Raw genomic sequence first — 19,423 nt, 5'->3', positions numbered from 1 at the left:
AAATGTAATGGAACTTAAAAATAAAAAAATGACAGAAGCAGAATTTTCGAAGCAAAGAGAGGAAATACTAACCCATTGGCCAACTGGAAAAGGTGTAGATCTACAAGAGGCAGTAGAATACTTAAAAAAAGTTCCTGAGCATAAAAACTTTGCAGCGAAGTTAAGAAAAGCAAACCAGGAAGGTGTAACACTTGTACAACCAAGAGCAGGGGTTGCACTGGTAGATGAACATATCAAGCTTTTACAATACCTTCAAGATGAAGGTGGAGCAGATCTTCTGCCAAACACCATTGATAGTTATACAAGACAAAATAGATACAATGAATGCGAAGTGGGTATCCAAGAAAGTATAAAAGAAAATCGTTCAATGTTAAATGGATTTCCTGTAGTAAATCACGGAGTGGCTAATTGTAGGAAAGTATTAGAGGCAGTAGAACTTCCTCTTCAAGCAAGACACGGCACACCAGATGCAAGGTTATTAACAGAAATCATTCATGCTGGTGGTTGGACCTCTAACGAGGGTGGTGGAATTTCTTACAACATCCCTTATGCAAAAAGTGTTAGTTTAGAAAAAACAATTTTAGATTGGCAATATTGTGATAGACTTACAGGAATGTATGAGGAAATGGGTATTGAAATCAATAGAGAACCTTTTGGACCGTTAACGGGAACTCTTGTACCTCCAAGTATGTCCAATGTGGTAGCGATCGTTGAAGGACTTCTTGCTGCAGAGCAAGGCGTAAAAAACCTTACATTAGGATATGGACAGTGCGGAAACTTAGTACAGGACGTTGCAGCTATTAGAGCTTTAGTAGAGCAAGCGTCAGAATACTTTAAAACATATGGTTACAATAATATAGAACTTACAACTGTATTCCATCAATGGATGGGTGGTTTCCCAGCGGATGAGTCAAAGGCATTTGGCGTAATTTCATGGGGATCTGCTACAGCAGCATTAGCTGGTGCAACAAAAGTAATTGTTAAAACACCTCATGAAGCTATTGGAATTCCTACAAAAGAAGCTAATGCTCAAGGAATCAAAGCAACAAAACAAACATTAAACCTGTTAAAAGGGCAAAGACTACCTATGTCAAAAGAGCTTGAGCAAGAAATCAGCTTGATTAAAGCAGAGACAAAGTGTATCATGGATAAATTATTTGAATTAGGTAAAGGCGATCTTGCAGTAGGCGTTGTAAAGGCCTTCGAAACAGGTGTTATGGATATTCCTTTTGCCCCAAGTAAGTACAATGCAGGAAAAATTCTTCCAGCGAGAGATAACAATGGCGCTGTTAGATATTTAGAATTTGGTGGTATTCCAATGTCTAAAGAAATCAAGGACTTCAATAGACAGTTATTAGAAGACAGAGCAAAAACAGAAGGAAGAGATGTTAGCTTCCAAATGGTTGTTGATGATATCTATGCTGTAGGAAAAGGAACACTTGTAGGTAGACCAGAAAACAAATAATTTCACTTGTGCAATTTGCATGGTGACTTTGAGAGAAAATTAAATAGATTAAGTGAAAGCACTTGAAGGTATTGTGACAACTCTTAACCCCTGAAAGTATCAAATCCGTTAAACAATTCTCACGTTTGAAGGTAGTAAGTTTGGGAAGCTTAGGATTTGATACTGAAGGGAGTTTAAGAGTTGAACAATTTTAAATAAATAATATAAAAACTTGGAGGAATTGTTAAAATGAAAATTATAGACATCGTATGCTCATCAGGAAGAACAGGATTTTACTTTGACGATCAAAGAGCGATTAAACAAGGAGCAGAACATGATGGATTCACATATATAGGGGAAGCTGTTACTGAAGGTTTTACAAAGGTTAGACAAGCAGGAGAGTCTATTTCAGTAATGTTCATTTTAGAAGACGGTCAAGTAGCTTATGGTGATTGTGCTGCTGTTCAATACTCAGGAGCAGGCGGAAGAGATCCTCTGTTTTTAGCAGATGAGTTTATTCCAATCATAGAAAAACATATTGCACCAACGCTTATTGGAAGAGAAATAACAGCCTTCAAAGAACTTGCTGAAGAAGTTGACAACATGATGGTGGAAGGTAAAAGACTTCATACAGCCATTAGATACGGTATTACTCAAGGAATTTTAGATGCAGTTTCTAAAGCAAAGAAAATAACCATGGCAGAAGTAATCAAAGAAGAGTATAATACTAATGTAGAATTAAAAAGAATCCCAATTTTCACACAATCTGGGGATGATAGATATAACAATGTAGACAAAATGATTATCAAGGGAGCAGATGTTCTTCCTCATGCATTAATCAATCATGTAGATACAAAGTTAGGAAAAAATGGTGAAATACTTAAAGAATATGTTAGCTGGTTAAAAAATAGAATAGAAGCCTTAAGAGCTAGAGAAGAAGATAGTTTTATCATGCATATCGACGTTTATGGCACCATTGGTTTGGCTTTCAATAATGATGTTGAAAAAATGGCAAACTATCTTGGAGAACTTGAAACAGCAGCGGCACCCTTCAAACTTCGTATAGAAGGACCTATGGATGTTGAAAATAGAGAAGGACAAGTAAAGGCGTTAAAAGCTCTAAGAACAGCTTTAAAAGAAAAAAATATTGGTGTTGAACTTGTTGCAGATGAATGGTGTAATACATGGGAAGACATCAAGTTATTTGTAGACGAAGGTGCTGCGGATATGATTCAAATTAAGACACCAGACCTTGGTGGTATTAACAATATTGTAGAATCTATCTTATACTGTAAAGCAAACGGTGTAGGTGCCTATAGTGGTGGAACCTGTAATGAAACCGATAGATCAGCACAAGTATGTACAAATATAGCCATTGCTTGTGGTGCAGACCAATGTCTTGCAAAACCAGGAATGGGTGTTGATGAAGGATTTATGATCGTTCATAACGAAATGAATAGAGTACTGGCATTAGCAAAAAGAAGAGAAACCTCATCAAAATAAAAATAAATAATTTTCTTCAGCTAAAGCTGGAGATTGGGGATCAGGTGGAGCATTTACTCCACCTGATTAAGAATTCTCCCAGAAAGCAAAATCATAATAAATAGGAGCGCTGTAAAATGAGAGAAGTTCACGTTTCTAAAATTACTGAAACTATAAAAAAACTTTGCATTGATGCAAACTACTATCTAACAAAGGATATGAGAGCAAGATTTGATGAAGCACGAGCTAACGAAGATTTTCCTATTGCACAAAATATCTTAGATGTATTAATAGAAAATGCAGATATTGCACAAAATGAAGCAAGACCTATGTGCCAAGATACAGGGATGGCTGTAGTGTTTTTAGAAATCGGACAAGAGGTACAAGTGGTTGGTGGAAGTTTAGAGGATGCCATCAACGAAGGGGTAAGACAAGGTTATACAGAAGGATACTTAAGAAAGTCCGTAGTAAATGATCCTATAGAGAGAATAAACACCAAGGATAATACACCTGCTATCATTTATTACGATATCATTCCGGGGGATACTTTTAAAGTGACGGTTGCTCCAAAAGGCTTTGGCAGTGAAAATATGAGTCAGATTAAAATGCTAAAACCCTCTGACGGTATTGAAGGGATAAAGGATTTTGTTCTAAAAGTAGTAAAGGAGGCAGGACCAAACCCATGCCCTCCTATTGTTGTAGGCATAGGTATAGGTGGAACTTTTGATAAGGCAGCTTTTCTTGCAAAAAAAGCCCTCTTAAGATCCACAGATGAAAGACATGTAAAGCCCTTCTATGCTGAATTAGAAAAAGAATTACTAGGGGCAATCAATGATCTAGGCATAGGTCCACAAGGTTTTGGTGGCAGAACTACTGCTTTAGCAGTAAACATAGAAACCTATGGAACTCATATTGCAGGATTACCTGTTGCAGTAAATATAAACTGTCATGCAACAAGACACAAAGATGCCCATATATAGGAGGTTTATGAAATGAGCAAAAAAATAACCATGCCTCTAACAAAGGAAAAAGTAGAAGATCTGAAGGCGGGAGATAGTGTTTTACTTACAGGGATCATCTACACCGCTAGAGATGCCGCTCATAAAAGGCTGGTACAACTATTAGAAGAGGGAAAGAATCTCCCTTTTGATATCGAAGATCAGGCAATTTACTATGTAGGACCCACTCCAGCTAAGGAAGGGCAACCTATAGGTTCAGCTGGACCCACTACTAGCTATAGAATGGATGCCTATACGCCACAACTTTTAGCAAAGGGTTTAAAAGGCATGATTGGCAAAGGTATGCGGAATGAAGAAGTGGTAAAGGCTATGAAGGAGTTTGGTGCTGTGTATTTTGCTGCCATAGGTGGGGCAGCAGCTTTAACGGCTAAGTGTGTGAAATCTTCTGAAATTATTGCCTATGAAGACTTAGGTGCGGAAGCTATAAGAAAACTTTATGTTGAAGATCTTCCGTTGGTTGTGGTAATTGATAAAGAAGGTAACAATTATTATGATATAGGACAGCAGAAATACTTAGAAACACAAAGGTAGGTGTTAAGTATGGAGATCAAAGCTCCGGCAAAAGCAGGTACGATGGAATCGAATGACATTTATATTATGGTTCAACCCAACGATGAGAGTGGGATTGCCATCGACCTTGAAAGTATTGTAATGAAACAGTTTGGGAAACAAATCCAACAGGTAATTTTAGAAACACTAGAAAGTTTGGAGATAAAAAATATTCACATTGTTGCTAAAGATAGAGGAGCTCTAGACTATACCATAAGAGCAAGAGTCGAAACCGCAGTAAAAAGGGCAATGTAAGGGGTGATTTCATGGAGAGACTTAGAAGAACAATGCTATTTATGCCAGGAAACAATCCTAGTATGCTGCAAAGTGCTGGCATTCTCGGAGCAGACAGCATTATATTAGATCTGGAAGATGCAGTAAGTATTACAGAAAAGGATGCAGCCAGAATTTTAGTAAGAAACGCTATAAAGCATGTAGACTTTCATGGTACTGAAGTGGTTGTAAGAATCAACCCCCTTTCATCTGGTTTTGGTTTAAAAGATGCTGAAGAAATAGGAAGAGTAAAGCCTGATGCCTTAATGGTAACAAAAGCAACTGAAGAAGATGTAAAAACAGTATGTGAAATCTTAACAGATATTGAGGCACAAGAAGGCTTTCAAATTGGCAGTATAAAAATTTTTGCTTTAATCGAAACCGCCTATGGGCTAGAAACCATTCACAGCGTGATACAGGCTTCACCAAGAGTTATAGGTGTTTTATTAGGTGCAGAAGATTTAACTGCTGACCTTGGCATAAAGAGAACTAGAGAAGGTGAGGAAATCTTCTACGCAAGAAGCAAGGTAGCTGCTGCATGTAAAGCCTATAAAGTAGATGCTATTGATACACCTTTCGCTGATATGAATGACTGTGAAGGTTTTGAAAAGGATATAAATACATCTAAATCCTTAGGGATGACAGGAAAGGCTGCTATTAATCCAAGACAGGTAGATACAATTCACGAAATTTTTGCACCTTCTCAGGAAGAAATCAGCTATGCTCAAAGGGTGATTCATGCTATGGAAGAGGCACAAAAAGAAGGTAAAGGTGTATTTTCTTTAGACGGAAAAATGGTGGATGCACCGATTATTGCAAGGGCAGAAAATGTCATGAAAAAAGCAAAGCTTGCAGGCTTGGTAAAGGAGTGGTAGATATGAAAAATATACTTGGAAGAGAAATTCCTGAATCCATCCAAGGCTACGGAGCCGTTAAACCATTTAAAGGAGCTTTTGCAAGCTTAGGAGAGATAGAGAAGAAATCAGTGGCGATAAAGCCAGCAGTACCAGGAGAAAAGAAAGTACTAGCATCTATTCAAGAAGCCATCAGCAAGTGTAACATGAAGGATGGTATGACGATTTCTTTTCATCATCATTTGCGAAACGGTGACTATATATTAAATATGGTTTTAGAAGAAGTTGCTAAAGTTGGCATAAAGGATATAAAAGTTGCAGCTAGTTCTATATTTCCAGTCCATGCTCCTTTGGTGCAGCACATGAAAACCGGTGTAGTAACTGGAGTCTATGCTAGCTATATGTCAGGACCTGTGGCAGAGGCGATTTCAAGAGGAGAATTAAAAAATCCAGCAATTATGCACACTCATGGAGGAAGGACCAGAGCCATTGCTTCTGGAGACCTTGCCATTGATATAGCGTTTATCGCTGCCCCCACCTGTGACACCTATGGTAATATCAATGGTGTGGATGGGGAGGCTGCCTGTGGTGCTTTAGGTTATGCAGTTGCCGATGCTATCTATGCTGCGAAAACAGTGGCTATCACCGACAACTTAGTAGCTTACCCTGCATGTCCTATTGAGATTACCCAGGAATACATCGATTATATTGTACAGGTAGAGTGTATCGGAGATCCGAAGGGAATTGTATCTGGAACAACGCAAATTACAAAGGACCCTGTAGGTCTAAAAATTGCTAAAATGACTTCTAAAGTCATAGAAACATCAGGACTTTTAAAGGATGGTTTCTCCTTCCAGACAGGAGCAGGGGGAACATCTCTAGCAGTTGCTGCCTATGTAAAGGAACTGATGGAAAAGAAAGAGATCAAAGGTAGTTTTGCAGCTGGAGGAATCACTGGTTACTTGGTAGAGATGTTTGAAGCAGGACTATTTGAATCTATCTTTGATGTGCAATGTTTTGATTTAAAAGCGGTTGAGTCCTATAGAAAGAATCAAAAGCACCAAGGTATGTCGGCATCTATGTATGGCAATCCCCATAATAAAGGTGCTGTTGTCAACAATCTTGATGTGATGATCTTGGGAGCAACAGAAATAGACACAGATTTTAACGTTAATGTTACAACTGGCTCCAGTGGTATGATCATGGGAGGATCAGGAGGGCATAGTGATACAGCAGCAGGAGCAAAGCTGGCAATTGTTGTTACCCAGTTGGTAAAGGGAAGACTTCCTATTGTGGTGGATGGGGTTACTACAGTGACGACTCCTGGAGAAACTATTGATGTACTAGTAACAGAAAGAGGAATCGCTGTAAATCCTAAAAGACAAGACTTAATAGAGAAGTTAGAAGCCGCTAATCTACCAGTAATGACCATCGAAGCCCTAAAACAAATAGCAGAAGGAATGACAGGTGTACCAGAAAAGATTGAAAAAGACGATAAAGTAGTGGCTGTTGTTGAATATCGAGATGGTACTGTGATTGATGTTGTGAAAAAGATAAAGGATTGATTTTATGCAAGACATTTTTATCGAAAAAATAGATCTAAATAGCAATCAAAGGTTAGAAGTTGAAGGTTTTCTTTCAACTTTCAACCTATTTTTTGATAATGATATAGAGTACACTATTGTAGCAAAAACGAAAGATGAAATTTTAGGCACTTGTTCCTATGCAGGAAAAGTGCTTAAATGTTTTGCAGTAAAAAATGGATTACAAGGGGAGGGTATTGCTTCAAAACTTGTCACCCACATCACCAATAGACTTTTTGATAGAGGTATCTATGAGTCTTTTCTATTTACTGAACCTAAAAACCTTTCTATATTTAAGGGGCTTAATTATCATGAAGTCCACACAGTAGAAGAGGTTTCTTTATTGGAGGGGGGCATGGCCAATGTAAGAAGATATACAGAAAAAATGTATAGTAACAGTGGACTTGCCCAAGAAAAAAAGGCCGCACTAGTAATGAATTGTAATCCCTTTACTTTAGGACATAGATATTTAATAGAGAAGGCTGCTAGAGAGAATAAGGAAGTCGTTGTATTTATTGTGGAAGAAAATCGCTCGCTTTTTCCCTTTGAAGTGAGGCTGGACCTTGTGAAAAGAGGAACAGAGGATCTGAAAAATATTCATGTTTTACCGGGAGGTAACTATATTATTTCCTCCACCACTTTTCCTTCTTATTTTTTAAGGCAGGAGGGAGATCGGTTAAGGGCGTACACAAAACTAGATGCGGGGATCTTTGGAAAGTATATTGCTCCAGTTTTTAATATAGAAAAACGATACATTGGAACAGAACCCTACTGTAAGGTGACAAGTCAGTATAACGAAGCATTGCTGGCTACACTACCTCAGCGGGGAATTGAGGTTGTGGAAGTGGATAGATTAAATCTTCAAGAAAAGGCTGTTAGTGCTTCCGAAGTAAGAAGATTGATAAGAAAGGAAGACTGGTACAGCATAGAGAGACTCGTTCATCCAGTTACCTATGAGTTTTTAAGATCAGAAGCGGCAAAACCCATCATAGAAAAAATAAAAAGGAGTGACTCCCCCCATTGATGAAGGATATTCTACAGGATAGGGAAGAACGATATAATACCATATTGGACTTGATCAGTAAATATCAACTACCGGTGGTTTGTGGCAAAATCAACTATCCAGGTAATCATAAAAACACTGTAGAGGCGTTGAAGGTCTTCGAAGTTTTGCAGCAGTTATTAACCTCTAGGTACACTGCCGACAGTGTATTTACAGAAATTCTTTCAGGAGCAGATGGTAAGAGTCTTTTAATCGTGACCAAGCTAACAACGTTGGAGGCTAAACAGGCAGCGATACATATAGAAAGTAATCATCCATTAGGGAGAGTTTTTGATATAGATGTCTATAAAGAAGATGGGACTTCTATAGGACGAGGGGATATAGGTCTAGAAAGCAGACGATGCATTCTTTGCAATGAAGATGCTAGAGTGTGTATGCGAGTGAAAAATCATAGTCTTGAGGAAATTATAGATGGTGTAAATAAACTGATAAGAAAGCACTGTTTTTAAAGTGAGATTTTTATGGAGGAATCATAGGCGTGAACTTAACCCTATTATTTCGAAAATTTTTTCTCAAACTGTCATCCTGAGCATAGCGAAGGATCTTGTGCTACACCGCGGGGCTACGCTTTACTCCCCTTAAGATAACAATTTATGGTTTAAGTTAATGCTAGTGATGGAGGAATTTAACGTGTTCAAAGACTTTGATATTTGTCAGTATTTAAGTGAGTTAGCTATAAAATCCATGTTGTATGAAGTATCAGCTACCCCCAAGCCAGGGCTTGTGGACCGAAATAATGCTGGTGCCCATAAGGACATGGATTTTTTTACCTTTATGGCAAGCAGTGCTGCCTTGAGTAATACTTTTTATCAATGTGCAAAAGCGGGGACTGGATTCGAAGGAAAGGCATTAACTGAGTTAATGAATAGTATCCGACCTATAGGTATTCAAGGAGAAAAAAGAATGTTTCGGACGACACAAGGAATTAATACCCATAAAGGTTTGATTTTTTCCCTTGGGATTATTGTAGCTGTTGCAGCAGTCCAATACAGAGAAGCGCAAAGTTTGAAAATGCAGGTAGAAAAGATCTGTGATAAAGTGAAGAGTATGACGAAGGGAATTTCTGATAGAGAACTAGGAAATGTTAGTAAGGCAAGTCCTTGTACCTATGGAGAAAAACTTTTCCAAAAGTATGGCGTTAAGGGCATACGGGGAGAGGTGGAATCAGGATTTCATACAGTAAGAACCCATAGTCTGCCTATATTTCAGGAACTGATAAAAAGTGGCAAAAACATGAACGATACTTTAGTGCAAGTACTATTGCACTTAATGACTGTGACAGAGGATAGCAATATTTTGGGAAGGCATGATTGGGAGACACTTGAGTATGTGAAAACTTCAGCAAGGGAAGTACTAGATAGAGGCGGTATGTTTACAGAAGAAGGTAAACAAAGAATCATTAAGATGGATAGAGAGTTTATTGATAGAAATATCTCTCCAGGAGGTTCGGCGGATCTTTTAGCTGTAACAATGATGTTTGGCGCTTTAAAAAACCTTTAATAAGATAAGTCAAACAAAACGTCCCCCTGACTTAAAATAACCAATAAAAAGACGCCTAGAGATTTTCAAAGAAAATTCCAGACGTCTTTTTAATATGTTAGTATCCGATCTTTATTTTCACTAAAAGAAGTTTATAAATGCTGTAATAATTCCAACGTTGGCAAAGTCAATAAAGAAACTTCCTACTAGAGGGATGATAAAGAATGCTGCTGGAGCTGGACCGTACTTGTTTGAGATAGCTTCCATATTTGCGATAGCATTAGGTGTAGCTCCCATTCCAAAACCACAATGTCCTCCTGCTAAAACTGCTGCATCATAGTTTCTTCCCATTACGTTGAAGGTTACATAGTAAGCAAATAATCCCATAAGAAGTGCTTGGAAGAACAACATAACAAGCATTGGAACAGCTAAGTCAGCTAATTCCCATAATCTTAATCCCATTAGGGCCATAGATAAGAAGATAGATAAAGCAATGTTACCTAAAATATCTATTTCAGTGCTGGTTACTTTATAAGCATGTGTCAGATCTGAGATGTTTCTTATAATTGCAGCTGCAAACATAGCACCAATATAAGAAGGGAATGTTGCACCTGTCTTTTGAATAAGCAGCGAAACAACTGTACCAATTCCCATTGCTAAAATAATTTGGAATGCTGCTGTAGAGAAATTCTTAGGAACTAAAGGAGTAGAACTGTTCTCTTCTTTAGCAGCAGCAGCAGCAGCTACTAAAGTTTCAGTTTTTACTAAATTATTTTTTTCAATTAATCTCTTGGCAATAGGACCACCTAACATACTTCCGCAGATTAAACCAAAAGTAGCAGAAGCCATAGCAACAGTTGATGCACCAATAGCTCCACGTTCTTCAAATAAAGGAGCAAAAGCACCTGAGGTTCCATGACCCCCTGTCATAGGTACAGATCCTGTAGAAAGACCTATTAAAGCATTTAAGTCGAAAACTCTTGCCAAAGTAACACCAATAACGTTTTGCAGGGCTACTAAAATAATAGCTAAGATTAAAAATAGTGCAACTTGAAATCCACCTTTTTTCAACAGTTTTAAGCTAGCTGTAAATCCTACAGTAGTGAAAAAAGCTGTCATTAAAATACTTTGAAGCGCAGTATCGAATTGGAATAGTAAGATATTGGTTTGTCTTAAGAATAAAGCTAATAGTGCAAAAATCAATCCACCTACAACAGGTGCAGGAATACAAAACTTTTCCAATAAACTTACTTTTCCTCGGATAGTTTGTCCTACAAGTAAAACTACTACTGCTAAAGCTATTGTTTGAATAACATCTAGTTGTAATACCATTTGCATGCCTCCTTAAAATTTTGTAAGATATCGTTTACAAACTTATTATAAGGAGCGCACTACAATATACGACTAGTTGTAACAAGAAGCGACAAAAATGATAGAAAAAAAATTAAAGTATTCGGTAGCTTGATAGATTATGCCAGAAGACAATCATTGTTCTAAAAATTCAGTTTAGAAACAACACCCTCCACGAATTTTTTTACATTAATTTTTCCCCTATCCTCTTTAGGATTATTGATATGTCTAATTTCTTGCTTTACTTGTTTAAAATCAAACAAAACACTACTATACTCTGTGAATTTATTATTGTAATAGTCGTCATTTCCTAAGGCAGCAATATTCTGTAGCCCTTTTAAAATAGTTCTTCGGATTCTCTGTTCGATTGTCCTTGCAAGAACAGGAGTATTGTGAAGCAGACTTTCTTCTTCGGCTATTTGTAGATAAATATCCTGTAGCTGATAATTAGAGGATTTGCTTTTCTTCTTTAAGATAATAATCTCTCCAATAAGTTTCAACAAATCTTTATATCCGGATTCTCCAACAATACCAATGTCTGTAAAAACAGGAGTTATTTGATCCTTCCAGCTGTCTTGAGGATTTATTTGTTTTCCTTGATCAATGTGAAATACTGCATCTTTAATCATTGCTACTGATCTTTCAAGTTGAAGGTTTTGACAAACACCTTTTATAACATTGATAGCTTCTATTCTATTGATAGGTTTATGTATAAAGAAAATAATGCCATTTTCATAAGCCTTTGCGATCATATTATCATTATCTACTTGAGAGATCATAATAAACTTCCCTTTATATCCAAGCGACCGGCAGGATTGAATAATTTCAACCCCATCCTTCTGGGGCAAGAGAAAATCAATGAGGACAATATCAGGTTGATAAAACATAATTTCTTCTGCTGCATGTTCTCCACTACCCAACTCTTCTACAACCTTACCTAAGTTGTTTTTCATAATTAACTGTTCAAGCATTTTTCTTACACTAATATCATCATCAATAATCAAAAAAGTACTCATCATTGTCATCACCCAATCAGTATTTTTTTTGGTAGTACAATCTCAAAAATCGTTTTATCTTCTACTTCATGGATTACCTTTACAGTTCCCATTAGTTCATCTACCATACTTTTGACATGAGATAAACCAATACCTGTAGAAGGAGCACCGCTCTTTTCATCATATTTTGTAGTAAACCCTGGATTAAAAATATAAGGAAGAATTTCTACCTCAATGCCTTCACCGTCATCAATAACCTGAAATAGAATATCATTATGACTACTTTTTTGCAATACTTGAATGGTTCCCCTCCCTTCACAAGCATCTATGGCGTTGATAATTAAGTTGTTTAAAATAGTAAATAAATGATAATATTTCTGCACTTTAAAATTATCCTCATAATTAAAAGTAATAGAAATATCGAGGTCATGTTCTTTTAAATATCGCCAGGTATTTTCACGGATGATGGCAAACATATCTGCCAGCATCATCCTCCCATTTTCTTCAAAGTCATCTAAAAAGCTTTCAAAACCTTTTAATACCCGATAGTAATCCTTCTTGATCTCATGGATTTCTAAAGCGATATTTAGGGTTTTTTCTTTCAAAGTACTATCAATGTTGGCCTCTTCATAAAGAGCATAACTTTTCTTCATAACATTTTCAATATCACGGGCAGACTTTTTTAAATAAAACATTTCTGCTTGAATGTTGGAAATCAGTAGGTTAAGCTGTGCATATTTTTTCCGATGTTCTCGAGTAAGTAAGGAAAGCTCTTGCTTTTTATAAAAAAGAAAAATTAAATAAGCACTGATACTTCGAGTAATCCCTGCTAAAATAAGGACTTGAAGAAAAGGAGCGAGGAATTTATCCTGTCTAATGAGAATTTCAGTCGTATTACTTATTATATCACTAAAGGACAAAAAAATAATTGTCTTTATAACACTGTCTCTATTCTCTTGAACCTGAAACAAGGAGACAAGTATGCCATAAACAACATAATAAATAATAGAAGGACCATGCAAAAGAAAAACATCCTGTGGTGTTAAGGAAAAAAATACTATACTTAATAAACTTCTTTGTAAAAAGACAGCAATACCTGAAAAAGCACAAGTAAAAAAAGGAGAAATTTTTTTATTTACCAATAAAATTAAATTCAGTACAATAATGGCTGCTGAAAATCGCAACGTACTATTAAAAGGATAAAAATAAATTTCACCAAAGGCTGCTACAGCTAGGGCAAAAACTAAATATTTTTTAAAGTTTTTCATAATGACCTCCAATGTTGTTCTTTGTAGCTTTTCACTTATCATTATTTCCTAGACAAGCTAAAGGGATGCAAAAAAGATTTGGTACGAATCATCTCTTCTTATCAATTTATCTTTTATATTCTATCATACATAAGGTATGAAGAAATACTTCCAAAATACTAAAAAACTCTTGACAATAGCATGTAAAAATAGTTATCATATTAATAGTTAACATGTTAATCAAACAGGAGGAGGGAGGGAAAAAATGGGGAAGCAAGAAAGAAGTTTAGGATGCTTATTAAGCAAGACATCTCACTTAATCAAATGGGAACTGAATAATCAGCTAAAAGAATATCAGCTTACTTCATCGCAGTGGCGAGTTTTAATGGATCTTAGATTTCAGGAAGAGATTAAGAGCAATGATACCACGCCTGCTCAAATAGCTGAAAGATTAAATATAGAAAGACCTGCTGTTACACGAACGATTGATGGATTGATAAAGGATGACTGGGTGGTAAGAGAGGGAAATTCTACTGATAGACGTTCTCATATCATTAAGCTAACTGGAAAAGCAAAGGAATTTATGCCTCGGTTTAAAGAAATTAGCGAGAAGGTGATGGGGAAAACCTTAGAAGGGTTTCAAGAGGAAGAAATACAACAGTTGAGATTTTTTTTGATGAAAATAATTGATAACTTCAATTAATATAAATTTTATGTGGAGTGAAAGGAGAAAAGAATGGATCAATCAAAACAGTTAGGAGAAGAAAAAGTATTTAAATTGTTATTAAAATTCTCTATTCCAGCGATTATAGGGATGCTGGTAAATGCTTTGTATAATGTAGTAGATAGAATATTTATAGGTAATGGTGTAGGTTCTTTAGGGCTTGCAGGAATCACCATTGGTTTTCCTATTATGCTTTTTATCATGGCCTGCGGCATGTTGATCGGTTTGGGGGCCAATGCTTTAATCTCCATTAGGCTGGGAGAAGGAAGGAAAGAAGAAGCAGAAAAGATTTTGGCAAATGCTTTGGTCTTGCTGATAGGTATATCTTTAACCATATCTGTAGTAGGTTCTATTTTTCTTGAGCCTTTACTAAGAGTTTTTGGTGCTAGTGCGGCGGTAATGCCTTATGCAAAAGAATATCTACAGATTATATTATGGGGTGCAGTTTTTCAATCTATCGGTTTTGGGATGAATAACTTTATCCGTGCAGAAGGAAATCCCAAAGTTGCTATGTGTACCATGTTAATTGGTGCATTACTTAACACAGCTTTGGACCCCTTGTTTATTTTTGTTTTTAATTGGGGAATAAGGGGTGCTGCATTAGCTACTATTATATCTCAGGCAGTATCTTCGGCATGGGTACTTTACCATTTTCTTGGAGGTAGAAGCACATTAAAAATTCGTGCTGCAAATTTAAAACTAGATTTTGAAGTCATAAATAAAATTGTAGCATTAGGTTCAGCACCTTTTGCTATGCAGATTGCTGCTAGTTTTCTAAATGTATTGATGAATAAATCTTTAACTACTTATGGGGGAGACATTGCTATTTCAGGTATGGGGGTAATAACCAGCATTATGACATTGATCCTAATGCCGATATTTGGAATTAATCAAGGGGTGCAACCCATCATTGGTTATAACTATGGTGCCCGTAAGTTCGACAGAGTGAAGGAAGCATTAAAACTAGGCATCCTTGGAGCAACCATTATCGTTATGATTGGATTTGTTGGAACAAGATTATTTCCTCAGCAGATGGTGGCTTTTTTCAACCGTGAAGATGCAGAGTTGATTGCCTTTGGAACACAGGCAATTAAGATATTTATGGTGTTTTTACCTATGATTGGGTTTCAAATCGTTTCTGCCAGTTATTTTCAAGCGATAGGAAAGCCAAAACAAGCGGCCTTTTTAACCTTATCAAGACAGGTAATCTTTTTAATTCCAGCACTACTGATTTTACCTAAAATATTTGGACTGGAGGGTGTCTTAATGGCAGGGCCTTTGGCTGATTTACTTTCCTCTATTCTAACAGGGATATGGATCACGATGGAGTTAAAGAACTTAGGAAGACAACATCAGGCAAGCTTTGGTTTCAATGAAAGATTTAGCAACTAAAAAACAAGTTAATTATTTGACAAGTTTCTGCAATTATATTATACTAATGATAATACAATCAATTAGTCTGCTAAAGAAACTACAGGATTATTTAAAGGCATGAAGCCAATCTCTGATAGAAGACAGCAGAATATAATGCATGTCCTTTGCTATTGACCATGAAGGTTAAATTAGAATGATAAGGTTCTATTTTACTTTGTGGTTTTTTATTTGCAAAAAATCTCCATCTAATGGAATTGATAAAAAATTAACATGACCCAGCGAAAACTATTAAATGATGCATAAATTTAAAGGGGGAGTGTCAAGGAGTCAATAGTAACTTATTTTATAGTACATTAGGTGTTTAAGCAGTTCTAACAATACAAATGAAAAGAAAGAGGTGTACATCAACTTATGAAAAAGCAAAAATGGTATATTTTATTATTAAGTTTCATTTTAACAGCTTCTATGTTGTTGGCTGGCTGTGGAAGCAACAATCAACCTGCTACTGGAGAAGGTGAAGATACAGCAACAGGAGAGAAGGTGCTAACAACTTCTTGGCCGCGAGACTTAGGAGAGCTAAATCCACATGCTTACTCTCCAAACCAAATGTTTGCTCAAGATATGGTATATGAAGCTTTAGTAACATACGGTAAAGGTGGAGAAATTGAACCTCAGTTAGCAGTAGATTGGGAAATCTCTCCTGATGGAAAAGAATACATTTTTCAACTGCGTGAAGGGGTGAAATTTTCTGATGGAAGTGAATTCAATGCCCATATAGCAAAAAAGAACTTTGATGCAGTATTGGCTAACTTTGAAAGACATAGTTGGTTAGATTTAATTGCACAAATCGATGATACAGAAGTAATAGATGAACATACCCTTAAGGTGGTGTTTAAAAATCCTTATTATCCTGCTCTTCAAGAATTAGCATTAATCAGACCTTTAAGATTTTTAGGAGAAGCTGGTTTCCCTGAAGACGGTAGTACAGCACAAAGGATCGAAAAGCCTATTGGTACAGGACCTTGGGTATTGAGTGAAGTAGTACTAGGGGAATATGCTGTTTTTACAAAAAATGAGTATTACTGGGGAACACAACCGAAGGTAGATAAAGTTGTTGTTAAAATTATTCCTGATGGTGAGACAAGAGCCATGGCTTTTGAGAAAAAAGAAATTGATTTAATTTATGGCAGTGGTCTGATTAGTTTAGATTCCTATAAACAACTAAGAGATTCTGGTAAGTATGAAACAGGTATTTCTCAACCTTTAGCTACAAGATTACTGGCTATTAACTCTAACAAGGGTGCTACAAAGGAATTGGCAGTACGTCAAGCGATACAACATGCCTTTGATAAACAAACACTAATCGATGCTGTATTTTATGGCACAGAGGTAAAGGCAGATACCTTACTTGCACCAAACGTTCCTTACTGTGATTTAGGCTTAGAGCCTTATAACTATGAAGTAGAAAAGGCTAATGTTCTTTTAGATGAAGCAGGTTGGAAGTTGGCTGAAGGTAAGGAGTTCAGAGAAAAGAATGGTGAAGTGCTAGAAATAGATTTAAGCTTTGATAGTGATGATACTGCACAAAAGTCTATTGCGGAAGTTTTGCAGGCAGATTTAAGAAAAGTAGGTATTAACCTTAACTTAGTAGGCGAGGAAAGAGCTTCTCATCTGCAAAGACAAAAGGATGGAAATTTCAACTTAATCTTTAGTGACAGCTCGGGAGCACCTTACGATCCACATGCCCTTGTAGGTTCAATGAGAACCCCTGCCCATGCAGATTATCAAGCACAGATTGGTTTACCGATGAAGGCAGAAATCGATGCTAAGATCACTGAAGTATTAATCAGCACGGATGAAGAAGAGCGTCAAGCACTTTATGAATATATTTTAGGCACTTTGCATGAACAAGCTGTTTATTTACCGATTTCTTACCAAACTAATATTGCTGTTTATCATGATTATGTTTCAGGTGTGGAGTTCCTTGAAACAATGTATGAAATACCTTTTGTAAATATGGATATAAAATAATCTACTAACTCTCCTAAGTATATAGAGACATACACTTTGCAATATACAGGGTCTACGGTTTTGCCCAAAACAGTGGGCTGCAAATGTAGCCCTTAGTATATTAAAATTTACAGGTGTATGTCTATACTGGAAGAGTTACAAACAACAAATGGATATTGATGGAGGAAAAATGAGAAACTTTATTTTAAGACGACTCATAAGTTTAATTCCAATCTTACTGGGAATTTCTATCATAACTTTTATTTTAGTACAACTTGTCCCTGTTGATCCAGCAGAGGTCTATTTGAGAATGTCACAAATTCCACCGACAGATGAAGCTATTGCTGTTACTAGAGCTGAGTTAGGTCTAGACCAGCCATTATATCAGCAATATATTCATTGGATACGAAATGCCATGAGGCTGGATTTTGGGAAGTCTTTTGCCACTAGAAACCCAGTACTAGAAGAACTGCTATACTATTTTCCTGCAACCATTCAATTAGCCATAACTTCTCTAATATTAGTGATTGTTATCAGTATCCCCATGGCTATTTTCTCAGCCCTTTATAAGGATACAGCCTTTGATCATATTTGTCGGTTTTTTGCCTTTGTTGGTGCCTCTATGCCTAGCTTTTGGATAGGGCTCTTGTTTATCTACTTTTTTTCTTTAAAGCTAGATTTATTGCCAGTGATGGGACGAGGCTCTATACAGCATCTTATTCTACCTTCTTTAACCCTAGCATTAGGTTCAGTAGCCACCTATACAAGATTACTTAGAACCACGATCTTAGAAAACTTAAATGAACATTTTGTTCTTTATGCTAAGACCAGGGGATTGAAGGAGCGATTTATTATCCTAAGGCATGTGCTAAAAAATGCTATGTTGCCAGTGGTGACAGCCTTTGGCATGAGTATGGGTCATATGCTAGCGGGAAGCGTAATTGTAGAGAATGTTTTTGCATGGCCGGGGGTAGGCAGGTATATTATTTCTGCCATCTTTAATCGAGATTACCCTGTAATTCAATGCTATGTATTGCTGATAGCCATCATATTTGTATTTTCAAATCTCTTAGTGGATATTCTCTATGGTATTTTAGATCCCCGTATTAGAATGGGGGAGGATTAAAGATGATTGTACAGGAAAAAATGCCCAAACTATTAAAAAATAAGATGATGATCATCAGTATTTTTATTCTAGGGGTGATGGTGCTTTTTAGTTTTTTAGCTCCTGCTCTTGCACCCAATGACCCTAATGAAGTAGACTTAATGAATAAATTATTGGAGCCTAGTAGAAATTTTCCTTTAGGCACAGACCATTTAGGAAGATGTATTTTATCAAGACTGATTTATGGCACAAAAGTCTCCTTAGGAACTGCGGTAGTATCTATGGTGATTACTATTACCATTAGTGTCATAGTGGGAACCTTTTCAGGCTACAAGGGAGGCTATATAGATAGTATTATTATGCGGCTATGTGATATGATTTTGGCTTTTCCGAGTTTGGTTTTGACTTTAGTGATTATCGGTATGTTAGGACCTGGGTTAAAAAACCTAATGATAGCTATGATCTCTGTTCAGTGGGTATGGTACGCTAGAATGATTCGAGGCATGGTGTTAAGTTATAAAGAGAGAAACTTTGTTCTCTCTGCAAAAGTATCGGGAAGTTCTGACTTTAAAATTATCTTTGAGCATATATTGCCCAATATATTACCACAAGTTATTGTATTAGCTACTTTAGATTTGGGAAAGGTGATTCTACACATCTCAGGCTTTTCTTTCTTAGGTCTTGGGGTACAGCCCCCTGACCCTGAATGGGGAGCTATGTTGAATGATGGAAGACAGTTTATAAGAAGCAATCCTTCCTTAATGATGTATCCTGGAATGATGATTCTTATGACAGTAATTTCCTTTAATCTTATTGGAGACGCTTTAAGAGATACCCTTGAAGAAAAAAATTACTAAGGGGAGAGGATAATA

At 36.6% G+C, this 19,423-nt stretch carries 18 protein-coding genes; 15 read left to right on the top strand and 3 right to left on the bottom strand.

The window, feature by feature from the left end; genetic code table 11:
• The first annotated feature begins 7 nt into the window (after nucleotides 1–7).
• The 10 genes from CACET_RS16750 (at nucleotide 8) to citG (ending at nucleotide 9,767) form a co-directional block, all read left to right on the top strand.
• The gene (locus CACET_RS16750) at nucleotides 8–1,465 is read left to right on the top strand and encodes a methylaspartate mutase subunit E (protein ID WP_044824299.1); all 1,458 of its coding nucleotides are present in this window, start codon (nucleotides 8–10) and stop codon (nucleotides 1,463–1,465) included.
• Nucleotides 1,466–1,693: 228 nt separating this feature from the next.
• Nucleotides 1,694–2,947, top strand: coding sequence for a methylaspartate ammonia-lyase (locus CACET_RS16745; protein WP_044824298.1), 1,254 nt, complete (start codon nucleotides 1,694–1,696; stop codon nucleotides 2,945–2,947).
• Between the two features lie 116 nt (nucleotides 2,948–3,063).
• Nucleotides 3,064–3,906: a fumarate hydratase gene (locus CACET_RS16740; RefSeq protein WP_044824297.1), complete on the top strand. Its 843-nt coding sequence runs from the start codon at nucleotides 3,064–3,066 to the stop codon at nucleotides 3,904–3,906.
• 12 nt (nucleotides 3,907–3,918) lie between these two features.
• A complete protein-coding gene (locus tag CACET_RS16735) occupies nucleotides 3,919–4,476 on the top strand; it encodes a Fe-S-containing hydro-lyase (protein ID WP_044824296.1) in 558 nt (185 codons plus the stop codon).
• 9 nt (nucleotides 4,477–4,485) lie between these two features.
• Nucleotides 4,486–4,749 (top strand): citrate lyase acyl carrier protein, encoded by a 264-nt coding sequence (citD, locus tag CACET_RS16730; protein ID WP_044824295.1) that lies wholly within the window; start codon nucleotides 4,486–4,488, stop codon nucleotides 4,747–4,749.
• Between the two features lie 11 nt (nucleotides 4,750–4,760).
• Nucleotides 4,761–5,642, top strand: a complete 882-nt coding sequence (locus tag CACET_RS16725; protein WP_044824294.1) for an HpcH/HpaI aldolase/citrate lyase family protein — start codon at nucleotides 4,761–4,763, stop codon at nucleotides 5,640–5,642.
• A gap of 2 nt (nucleotides 5,643–5,644) precedes the next feature.
• Nucleotides 5,645–7,186 (top strand): citrate lyase subunit alpha, encoded by a 1,542-nt coding sequence (citF, locus tag CACET_RS16720; protein WP_044824293.1) that lies wholly within the window; start codon nucleotides 5,645–5,647, stop codon nucleotides 7,184–7,186.
• A gap of 4 nt (nucleotides 7,187–7,190) precedes the next feature.
• Complete coding sequence (citC, locus tag CACET_RS16715; protein WP_044824292.1) at nucleotides 7,191–8,228, top strand: [citrate (pro-3S)-lyase] ligase; 1,038 nt, start codon at nucleotides 7,191–7,193, stop codon at nucleotides 8,226–8,228.
• Complete coding sequence (gene citX, locus CACET_RS16710) at nucleotides 8,228–8,716, top strand: citrate lyase holo-[acyl-carrier protein] synthase (protein ID WP_242846906.1); 489 nt, start codon at nucleotides 8,228–8,230, stop codon at nucleotides 8,714–8,716. Before citC ends, citX begins: the two co-directional genes overlap by 1 nt.
• Before the next feature lie 181 nt (nucleotides 8,717–8,897).
• Nucleotides 8,898–9,767 (top strand): triphosphoribosyl-dephospho-CoA synthase CitG, encoded by an 870-nt coding sequence (gene citG, locus CACET_RS16705; RefSeq protein WP_242846904.1) that lies wholly within the window; start codon nucleotides 8,898–8,900, stop codon nucleotides 9,765–9,767.
• 120 nt (nucleotides 9,768–9,887) lie between these two features.
• Here citG and gltS read toward each other — a convergent pair whose 3' ends face one another.
• The 3 genes from gltS to CACET_RS16690 all read right to left on the bottom strand — a co-directional run bounded on the left by gltS (nucleotide 9,888) and on the right by CACET_RS16690 (nucleotide 13,359).
• Nucleotides 9,888–11,078: a sodium/glutamate symporter gene (gene gltS, locus CACET_RS16700; RefSeq protein ID WP_044824290.1), complete on the bottom strand. Its 1,191-nt coding sequence runs from the start codon at nucleotides 11,076–11,078 to the stop codon at nucleotides 9,888–9,890.
• A gap of 161 nt (nucleotides 11,079–11,239) precedes the next feature.
• Nucleotides 11,240–12,112, bottom strand: coding sequence for a response regulator (locus tag CACET_RS16695; protein ID WP_242846903.1), 873 nt, complete (start codon nucleotides 12,110–12,112; stop codon nucleotides 11,240–11,242).
• 8 nt (nucleotides 12,113–12,120) lie between these two features.
• Nucleotides 12,121–13,359 carry an ATP-binding protein gene (locus CACET_RS16690; protein WP_044824288.1) on the bottom strand — a complete coding sequence of 413 codons (1,239 nt, stop codon included), beginning with the start codon at nucleotides 13,357–13,359 and terminating at the stop codon, nucleotides 12,121–12,123.
• 244 nt (nucleotides 13,360–13,603) lie between these two features.
• On the opposite strand from CACET_RS16690, the gene CACET_RS16685 reads away from it, so the two are divergent.
• From CACET_RS16685 to nikC, 5 genes are all read left to right on the top strand, one after another.
• Complete coding sequence (locus tag CACET_RS16685; RefSeq protein WP_044824287.1) at nucleotides 13,604–14,041, top strand: MarR family winged helix-turn-helix transcriptional regulator; 438 nt, start codon at nucleotides 13,604–13,606, stop codon at nucleotides 14,039–14,041.
• Nucleotides 14,042–14,074: 33 nt separating this feature from the next.
• Nucleotides 14,075–15,454, top strand: a complete 1,380-nt coding sequence (locus CACET_RS16680) for an MATE family efflux transporter (protein WP_044824286.1) — start codon at nucleotides 14,075–14,077, stop codon at nucleotides 15,452–15,454.
• A 393-nt stretch (nucleotides 15,455–15,847) separates the two neighbouring features.
• Complete coding sequence (gene nikA / locus CACET_RS16675; RefSeq protein WP_044824285.1) at nucleotides 15,848–17,467, top strand: nickel ABC transporter substrate-binding protein; 1,620 nt, start codon at nucleotides 15,848–15,850, stop codon at nucleotides 17,465–17,467.
• Between the two features lie 169 nt (nucleotides 17,468–17,636).
• Nucleotides 17,637–18,572 carry a nickel/cobalt ABC transporter permease gene (gene opp1B / locus CACET_RS16670; RefSeq protein WP_044824356.1) on the top strand — a complete coding sequence of 312 codons (936 nt, stop codon included), beginning with the start codon at nucleotides 17,637–17,639 and terminating at the stop codon, nucleotides 18,570–18,572.
• Between the two features lie 2 nt (nucleotides 18,573–18,574).
• Nucleotides 18,575–19,408 carry a nickel ABC transporter permease subunit NikC gene (gene nikC, locus CACET_RS16665; protein ID WP_201774924.1) on the top strand — a complete coding sequence of 278 codons (834 nt, stop codon included), beginning with the start codon at nucleotides 18,575–18,577 and terminating at the stop codon, nucleotides 19,406–19,408.
• Nucleotides 19,409–19,423: the final 15 nt, after the last annotated feature.

This window comes from Clostridium aceticum, from assembly GCF_001042715.1.
Taxonomy (GTDB): Bacteria; Bacillota; Clostridia; order Peptostreptococcales; family Natronincolaceae; genus Andreesenella; species Andreesenella acetica.
This window is presented reverse-complemented; position numbering and strand designations above follow the sequence as displayed.